Below are 7,417 nucleotides of genomic sequence, written 5' to 3' on the forward strand. Positions count from 1 at the left end.
CAAAGTGGGATTGCGCAAACTCTAGTTCAAAGATGCATCAGACTAGAATCACTCCGTTATATGACGACAGGAGGACCTTATGCGCATCGATTCGATTCCGACGCAAGCGATCCGTCAGCTTCAAGACCGGCTGCCCACCGACGATCTGGAAGTCTCCTTGGACGATCGGAAAGTCTGGGGCCTCGCTTTTATTAACACGGTGGTAGCGAGAGACCAATTTTACAACGAAATCACATTAGCGCTTCCTATGCTGGATTCCACGCCCGGCATGGCGTGGAAGACGGTGTTCCCCCGCGCCAAGCCGATTGAATCGGTGGAGGAGGCGGTGACCGACCTGATGCTGGGGCATGTGATTCTCGTCCATGAAGAATGGGAATGCGCGGTCTCGATCCCATTGTGGCATACGAAGACGCGGGCGATCGAGATGCCGAAGTACGAGAAAGTGATCATCGGGCCGCAGGAAAGCTTCAATGAAGACCTTGAAACGAACATAGGACTCATCCGCCGCTGGGTTCGGGACCCGGAGCTGTCGGTTCGCTACTACGAGGTGGGACGAAGATCCAAGAGCAAGGTGGCGCTCTGCTATATACGGGACATCACCAACCCGGGATGGGTGGACGAGATCGACAGGGCGATTCGGGACCTCGACGTCGATCTGATTACCGGGCATACCGACCTGATGGATCTGCTCATTCAGCCCAACCAATCCGTGTTCCCGCTCTATCAGCTGACCGAGCTGCCGGCGCGCGTCCAAGTGGAGATGAATACCGGACGGATCGTTCTATTCGCGGAAGGCTCTCCCTACGGAATCATGCTGCCTTCTCCCGTGATCGGCCTGCTGCGCGAATCGGAGTATTTGCTGCAATCGAGCTACGTGCATCTGTTCGCCCGCGTGCTGCGGTTCATAGCCAGCTTCCTGTCGATGTACTCCGCCGCGATCTATCTCGCGCTGGTCTCCGTCAATACGTCCATTCTGCCGACCGAGATCAGCATCTCCGTGTCCGCCGATCAGCAGGCGCTTCCGTACTCGACCTTTCTCGAGGTGATGATCATGCTGCTCGTCCTGGACATCTTCATTGAAGCGACGACCTTCGTGCCGGGCACCATTGGGCCCGCGCTCAATATCGTAGGCAGCCTGATCATCGGGCAAGCAGCGACTCAGGCCGGGCTCGTCAGCTCCCTCATGGTGATCATCACCGCGATTACGGCGGTAGGCACCTACTTAAGCTCGCTCCAGCTGGCTTACGCGATCCGCATATGGAAGTACGCTTTCGTACTGGCTGCCGGGATATTCGGTCTCTATGGCATCGTCTGCTGCATGGCGATCCAACTCGGCCACCTGACCGGCCTTCGAACGTTGGGCCTCCCTTATCTGCAGCCGATGGCCCCGTTGAAATGGAAGCAGCTGCTGCCAGGACTGTTCGAAATACCGGCCAACCGGAGGTTCAAGCGGGGGACCTTGTTCCAACCCCAAGATAAAGTCAGCATGAGGAGGAAGCCTAACGATGAGCAGGGCAACTAATATTTCGCCGGGGCAATACGGTATCGTGCTGGTGTTCGCCACGATCGCCATTCATCCGTTCGGCGAGCAGATGCTGCTCTATCAGACGACGGGCCGCTTCTCCTGGCTCGCCATCTGCATAGCCTACCTCTTGTCCGTTGTCTCGACTCTGCTCGCCACATGGATGATGAAGCCATATACCGACGACAACGTAATCGGGGTTATCCGCCGCTTGTTCGGAAGAGCGGTCAGTTGGGGGTTCGCGCTAATGTTCGTCCTGGCCGGAGTGGCCTGGGGAGGCGTGTACCTGAGGCAGTTTTGGACGATGATCCATGCCACCCAGCTGAAACAGACGCCGGTGTTCGTCACCAATTTGATTATGATGCTCGCGGTGGTGGCGCTCGTGTGGCACGGGATTGAGGGCTTCGCCCGGGCTTCCCAGCTGCTGGCGCTTTTTCTGGTGCCGGCCATGCTGCTCCTCCTGACGGGACTGATTCAGAATGCGAACTTTGCCCGGCTGCTGCCTCTGAGCGATCCTCCATGGGGGGCGTTTATGGAGCAAAGGGTCTTAAGCTTCTTCTTCGCGTTTAAAGGGACCTTGGTCCCTTTCTTCTTCATGCCCTATTTACGCCACCGGAAGCATATCCAGTTATGGGGCTTCGCTTCCCTTACGCTCGCTTTTCTGTTCATCGGGTTCATTATTACGCTGCCGCTGGCTATCTTCCATGTGGATGCGGTGAAGATCTGGATTCTGCCGATTCAAAAATCGGTCGGTACCGTTCTGCTTCCGTTTTTTCCGATACATAAAATCTCGTTTCTGACGCCGATCCTGTGGCATATGCTCGTAATGGCCGATTTAGGGATTATGCTCCTAATCGTAACACAATCACTTGGAGGGGTGATTCGATTGCGCCGGGAGAAGACGGTCCTGCTCCTGGCCGCAGCCTGCACCTATTTGCTGTCGCTTTTCCCGCTCTCTTTCATCCAAGTGGTGCAGGCGCAAATCTACTTATCCTTGTACGGGGCGGTGCTGTTCTTCGCGCTCCCGGTATTGGGCGCCTGCATGAAAGGGCTGCGGAGGGGGACGGTCCGATGAAACGCGTCTCGCTCTTCACGCTCTGTCTCTGCCTGATCGTGCCGCTCACCGGCTGTTGGGACATCGTAGAAATTCGTCACGACGCCTTTCTAATCGGGATGGGCATCGACCAAGTAGGGGAGAACCGGATCGAGCTGAGCTTATTGGAGCTGGACATCCCACCGAGTACGAGCGGCAAGGTCACTCAGACGAGTACAACCGGCAATCCGTATCGAACGCGGCTGTTCTCAAGCCAAGGAGCCTCTCTCGCGGAATGCATGGACGAGATCCAGGAGAAGATCGACAACCGGTTCACGCTCGAGAAGATCACGTTTATCGTTTTCGGCAAAACCGCCGCCCAGAAAGGATTAAGCGAGCATTGGGACTATTTATTCCGGGAGTTCGATCTGGATCCGTCGCTCCATCTGCTCGTGGCCGAAGGCCAAGCCCAATCGCTGCTAGCTCAGGAGAAAGGCATTCTGGTGGAATTCATCAACGAGAAGTTCGATGTGGTCCCGAATTTCTTGGACATGCTGCTCTGGAGGTTTACCCCAGCGATCTTCAATCCGCTCGAGTCGTCCTATATCCCGACGATCGACTTTGCGGCCCAGAAGCTGCATTATACCGGCGTAGGGCTGTTCACAGACAGCAGGATGACCTTGGCGCTGAACGCCGAAGATCAGAAAATCGTGAACCTGTTCGTCAATAAGGAAGTGAACGAGATCCTCCTCTACAGCGACGAGACCAAGAAGACGGCGTTCCAGGTGTCGCAGGAAAAACGCCGGATCAAGCTCGCGCCGGAGGGGGCCCGGATCTCGATCCGGTTGAAGGGGATGCTGACGCAGTCCGCCATGCCCTCAACGCCAAACCATCGCATCGAAACGGAGAAGGCGATCGCCGCACGGGTTCAGCAATCCATGGTGGAGCTTTATGGCCGCATGCAGCAGGAAGGCGTGGACCTGTTCGGGCTCGGGGAGCGGCGCAGGCAGAGGGGGCTGAACGTAAGCAACTGGGAGCGGGAGTTCAAGACGTTCCCCGTCACCTTCGAAGTAACCGTGCAAATCCTGTCCGGTTCCGGAAAGATGGAGTAAGGGCGTAAGCCGCGGGGAGCGTGGAGCCTTGCAGGGCGGCGTCGCCCTGCAAGGCTGCGATGCTGGATGTGCTAGGAGGAGGGTTTGCGAATCCGCTTGGAGAACTCCGGGCGGGCGAAGGCCGTGTCCGGGATCCTCCCCTGCGGATTGTGGTTGTAGCGGTCGACTCCGCGCACCATATAGCTTAGGAAGTTCGGGTTGCGCTCCATGTCGCACTTGACCTCGGTGGCGGAGAAACGGAGGATGTACCCGATCCTCCAGCGATCTGAAGTGTTGCCGGACGAGCCATGCACGATCGCATCGTCGTGCAGGGTGAACGCCCCCGCCGGGATGCTCAGCGTCACGGCGTCTTCCGTGCTGAAGTGGCCCTGCTCCAGCTCGAACGACAGCACGGACTCCTCGCCGGCGATCCGATGCTTGATGATACCGGCCTTGTGCGAGCGCGGAATGACCTGCATCGCGCCGTTCTCGGCATCGACGTCCCACAGGGCGAGCCAGACGGTCACGGTATTGTGGGGGGCGAGCGGCCAATAATAAGCGTCCTGATGCCAAGGCACGGTCTTCGGGGAGCGGGGCGGCTTGACAATGAATTCACTCCCCCACAAGTAGAAGTCCGGCCCGAGCAGACTCTCTACGCAGTCCAGCAGCTTGGGCTCGGTCGCGATGTCGTACAGCCACCGGCTCGTGCGGTGCCACTGCATGATGTCCGTCGGGTCCTCCCCTTCCCGAAGCAGGTCTGTTATCCGACGGTAGCCCTCCTGCAGCTCCGCCAGCCGCTCGTTCGTGAACACTGGCGCGAGGCCGGTGAGATAGCCGTTCTCCCGATAAAACTGGACTTGCATTTCCGTAAGATGCATCAATATTACTCCCTTCGTATTCTTCGCGGTTTATGACTTCGCAACTTCCCATAAGGCTGGGTTGACGATGTGTTCCGGCATATCGGCGAACGAGGCTAGAATCTCGGCTCGAGCCGCCTCGCTGATTGCCGGACCATGGAACAAGCGCAGATTGTCCCGCACTTGACCCGGCGTCTCCGCTCCAAAGACGAGGCTGTCGATCTGCGGCAGATCTCGCACGAACGAGAAGGCGAGCTGTGCGACCGTCATCCTTTCGCGCGCGGCTACCGCCCGCAAGACCGATAACGGACCCGCCGCCTCCCGGAGTCCTTGCGGAAGCTCGCGATCCTCCATGAACAGCAAGCCCTGCAGGAACACGCTTCGGGCAAACACGAGCTTGCCCGCCTGGTCCAGCCGCTGCAAGCCCAGGTAGGCGAGCAGCCGGGTGTCCAATATGTTGATCGGCACTTGCACGGCTTCATAGACATCATCCTGCACCGTCCGCCACATCTCGTCGAACTGGGCTTGCGTATACACGCGGAGCGAGATTCCCATACGGTCCACGAGCCCTTCCTTCACGAGCTGCTTCGCCACCCGCGTCACCGTCTCCGCATGCGTGTCCAGAACCTCGGGATTGTGCAGCATCAATACCGGGAGCTTCGTCAGCCTCAGGTTGCCGAGCGAGGAGGCGGCATTCGCGTACATCATCCGCTCCACTTCTTCGGGAGTCGTACCGGCATCGGCCCGCAGATGCATCTTCGTCACGATCAGCGGCCGCGGCTGCCGCTGCGGGCGATGCTCGAAATAGTCGCTGAGCACTTGCTCGGCATTGCCGTACGTATTCGCCGTATCGAAGCTTGTGATGCCCCCGGCGACCGCCGCGTCCAGAATGGTGGATGCGGTCGTCTCATCGGGCTTGCCGTTCTTGTTGGCGATCCCGTACGGAAGGCCGAGCTGAACAGTGCCCAGGGTTAGCCTCGAAAACGTCAATCCCCTCTTGGTCACTTCCATTGCAAGGGTTGCCTCCCTCCACTTCTTATATGTCCGGCTGTAAATATGAGCTCTACCAGGCCGTCCAGCCGCCGTCTACAACGATGTTCGCGCCCGTCATGAAGCTGGACGCCCGGGAGGCGAGCAGCAGTATGGGGCCGACCAGCTCCTCCGCACGGCCGGTCCGGCCCAGCATCGTCTTGCGGCTGAGCTCTTGCAGGAACGCCTCGTCCGGCTGCTTGGCCGGATTCGGGAACGGGCCGGGGCTTACGCTGTTGACCCGGATGTTCTTGTCGCTCAGGTGCGCGGCGCAATATTTGGTCAGCTGGATGACCGCCGCCTTGCCGGCCCCGTAGTTGACCGGATTGTTCGCGCCGCTGTCGCCATAGATGCGCGGATCCGGAGACACCATCCCGTACATCGAGGCGAAGTTGACGATGCGGCCGCCGCCGTTCTCCTCGAAGTACGGGATGACCTCGCGGATGCAGCGGAAAGCGGTGCCGGCCGCGCCGTCGACGCCCTTCAGCCAGTCTTCGTCGGACATCGCCGCGACGGTGCCGAGCTTGCCGTACCCGGCCCCATACGTGGCGCCGTTAATGAGGACGTCGATACGGCCGAAACGGTCCCGCACCGTGCGGAACGTCTCGCGAATCGAAGCCGTCGCCGAGACGTCGCACGGCAGATGCAGGACGCGCTCGGGCGCGGAGGGCTGCCCGCGGAAGGGCATCGGGTCCGCGACGACGACGGTCGCTCCATAGTCGACCATCGCCTCCGTCAGCGTCGTGCCCAGGAAGCCGCTGCCTCCGGTCAGGACGACCACTTCCCCCTCCAGGGAGAATAGGTGTTTCATCTGTTGTGTGCCCCTTTCCCGATCTAGACTTATTTGGCGGTGTAGCCGCCGTCCACCGGGAGGTTCGTCCCGGTCACGTAGAGAGAAGCGTCGGACGCCAGGAACACGATCGCGCCCATCAGGTCCGACTGATTGGCCATCCGGTTCAGGAACGTGCGCGCGCTGTAGCGCTTCGTGAATTCGTCCGGCGTCTTCTCCGTCCAGAAGCCGCCCGGGCTGATGCAGTTGCAGCGGACGCCCCGCGGACCGTAGTAGCTCGCCGCGAAGCGGGTGAAGTTGATCATCCCGCCCTTGTGGAAGAAGTAGTCGGGCACGAAGCCGTGGAAGCTGAGCCCCTCATACAGCGTGCCGTCCGGACCGATCATCCCCTGGATCGAGCCGATGTTCACGATCGACCCGCTCCCCCGCTCGGCCATCGCGTCGCCGAGCGCCCGGGTCACGAGGAAGATGCCGGTCGCGTTCGCGGCCATGCTCTTCGCGAACGATTCGGCCGTGTCGTTCCACCCCGACATCGTCCGGGCGACCGCGTTGTTGATCAGCACGTCCACACGGCCTTCGGCGGAGAGGAGCTCGTCGCGCAGCGCCAGGATGGACCCCTCGTCCTCCTGGTCCATGTAGAGCGCGCGAATGTCCGCGCCCTGCTGACGAAATTCGGCCTCGATGTCCGCCAAGCGATCGCGCTGCCGGCTCGTGATGTACGTCCGGGCGCCCGCTTCATGCAGCGCGAGCGTAATTTGCCGGCCATATTTGCCCGAGCCGCCCGTCACCACCGCGATCTTGCCTTCGAGCGAGAAGCTGTCCAGTATACTCATCCTTAGTTCCCCCCGTAGATCCCGCTTGGCATCGTCATCTGCAGCTTGGAGATGTCCCCCACGATTTGGCGGTAATACTGGCTCAGGCCGACTACATCCGCGCCTACGCTGATGAACGTGTAGCCCAGCGCCACGAGCTCCTCCCAGTTGCCCGCTCCGCCTACGGTCCCGGCGAACTTGCCGTTCGCGACGGCCAACTCCGCGATGCGGCGGCGCGCTTCAAGCAGCATCGGATGGTTGAACTGCCCGGGCGCTCCGATCC

7 protein-coding genes and 1 pseudogene are annotated in these 7,417 nt (G+C 60.1%); 3 read left to right on the forward strand and 5 right to left on the reverse strand.

Features of this window, described 5'->3' with window-relative positions; translation table 11 throughout:
- Positions 1-79: 79 nt before the first annotated feature.
- From ACI5FR_RS17860 to ACI5FR_RS17870, 3 genes are read left to right on the forward strand one after another with little or no spacing between them, the layout of a single operon-like run.
- Positions 80-1,522 carry a spore germination protein gene (locus tag ACI5FR_RS17860; protein WP_405456699.1) on the forward strand — a complete coding sequence of 481 codons (1,443 nt, stop codon included), beginning with the start codon at positions 80-82 and terminating at the stop codon, positions 1,520-1,522.
- Entirely contained in the window at positions 1,506-2,597 is a 1,092-nt protein-coding gene (locus ACI5FR_RS17865; RefSeq protein WP_405456700.1) for a GerAB/ArcD/ProY family transporter, read from the forward strand. Before ACI5FR_RS17860 ends, ACI5FR_RS17865 begins: the two co-directional genes overlap by 17 nt.
- Positions 2,594-3,667: a Ger(x)C family spore germination protein gene (locus tag ACI5FR_RS17870; RefSeq protein WP_405456701.1), complete on the forward strand. Its 1,074-nt coding sequence runs from the start codon at positions 2,594-2,596 to the stop codon at positions 3,665-3,667. The genes ACI5FR_RS17865 and ACI5FR_RS17870 overlap by 4 nt, the downstream gene beginning before the upstream one ends.
- A gap of 71 nt (positions 3,668-3,738) precedes the next feature.
- Here ACI5FR_RS17870 and ACI5FR_RS17875 read toward each other — a convergent pair whose 3' ends face one another.
- The 5 genes and pseudogenes from ACI5FR_RS17875 to ACI5FR_RS17895 form a co-directional block, all read right to left on the reverse strand.
- Positions 3,739-4,524, reverse strand: a complete 786-nt coding sequence (locus tag ACI5FR_RS17875; protein WP_405456702.1) for a phytanoyl-CoA dioxygenase family protein — start codon at positions 4,522-4,524, stop codon at positions 3,739-3,741.
- 30 nt (positions 4,525-4,554) lie between these two features.
- Positions 4,555-5,514, reverse strand: coding sequence for an aldo/keto reductase (locus ACI5FR_RS17880; RefSeq protein WP_405456703.1), 960 nt, complete (start codon positions 5,512-5,514; stop codon positions 4,555-4,557).
- A gap of 52 nt (positions 5,515-5,566) precedes the next feature.
- On the reverse strand, positions 5,567-6,343 hold the full coding sequence (locus ACI5FR_RS17885; protein WP_405456706.1) for an SDR family oxidoreductase: 777 nt from the start codon (positions 6,341-6,343) through the stop codon (positions 5,567-5,569).
- 29 nt (positions 6,344-6,372) lie between these two features.
- Positions 6,373-7,155 (reverse strand): SDR family NAD(P)-dependent oxidoreductase, encoded by a 783-nt coding sequence (locus tag ACI5FR_RS17890; protein ID WP_405456709.1) that lies wholly within the window; start codon positions 7,153-7,155, stop codon positions 6,373-6,375.
- 2 nt (positions 7,156-7,157) lie between these two features.
- Positions 7,158-7,417: pseudogene (locus tag ACI5FR_RS17895) on the reverse strand (aldolase); the annotation flags it as partial.

It is taken from the genome of Paenibacillus sp. HJGM_3 (assembly GCF_045062745.1).
In the GTDB taxonomy this organism is placed as follows: domain Bacteria; phylum Bacillota; class Bacilli; order Paenibacillales; family NBRC-103111; genus Paenibacillus_AA.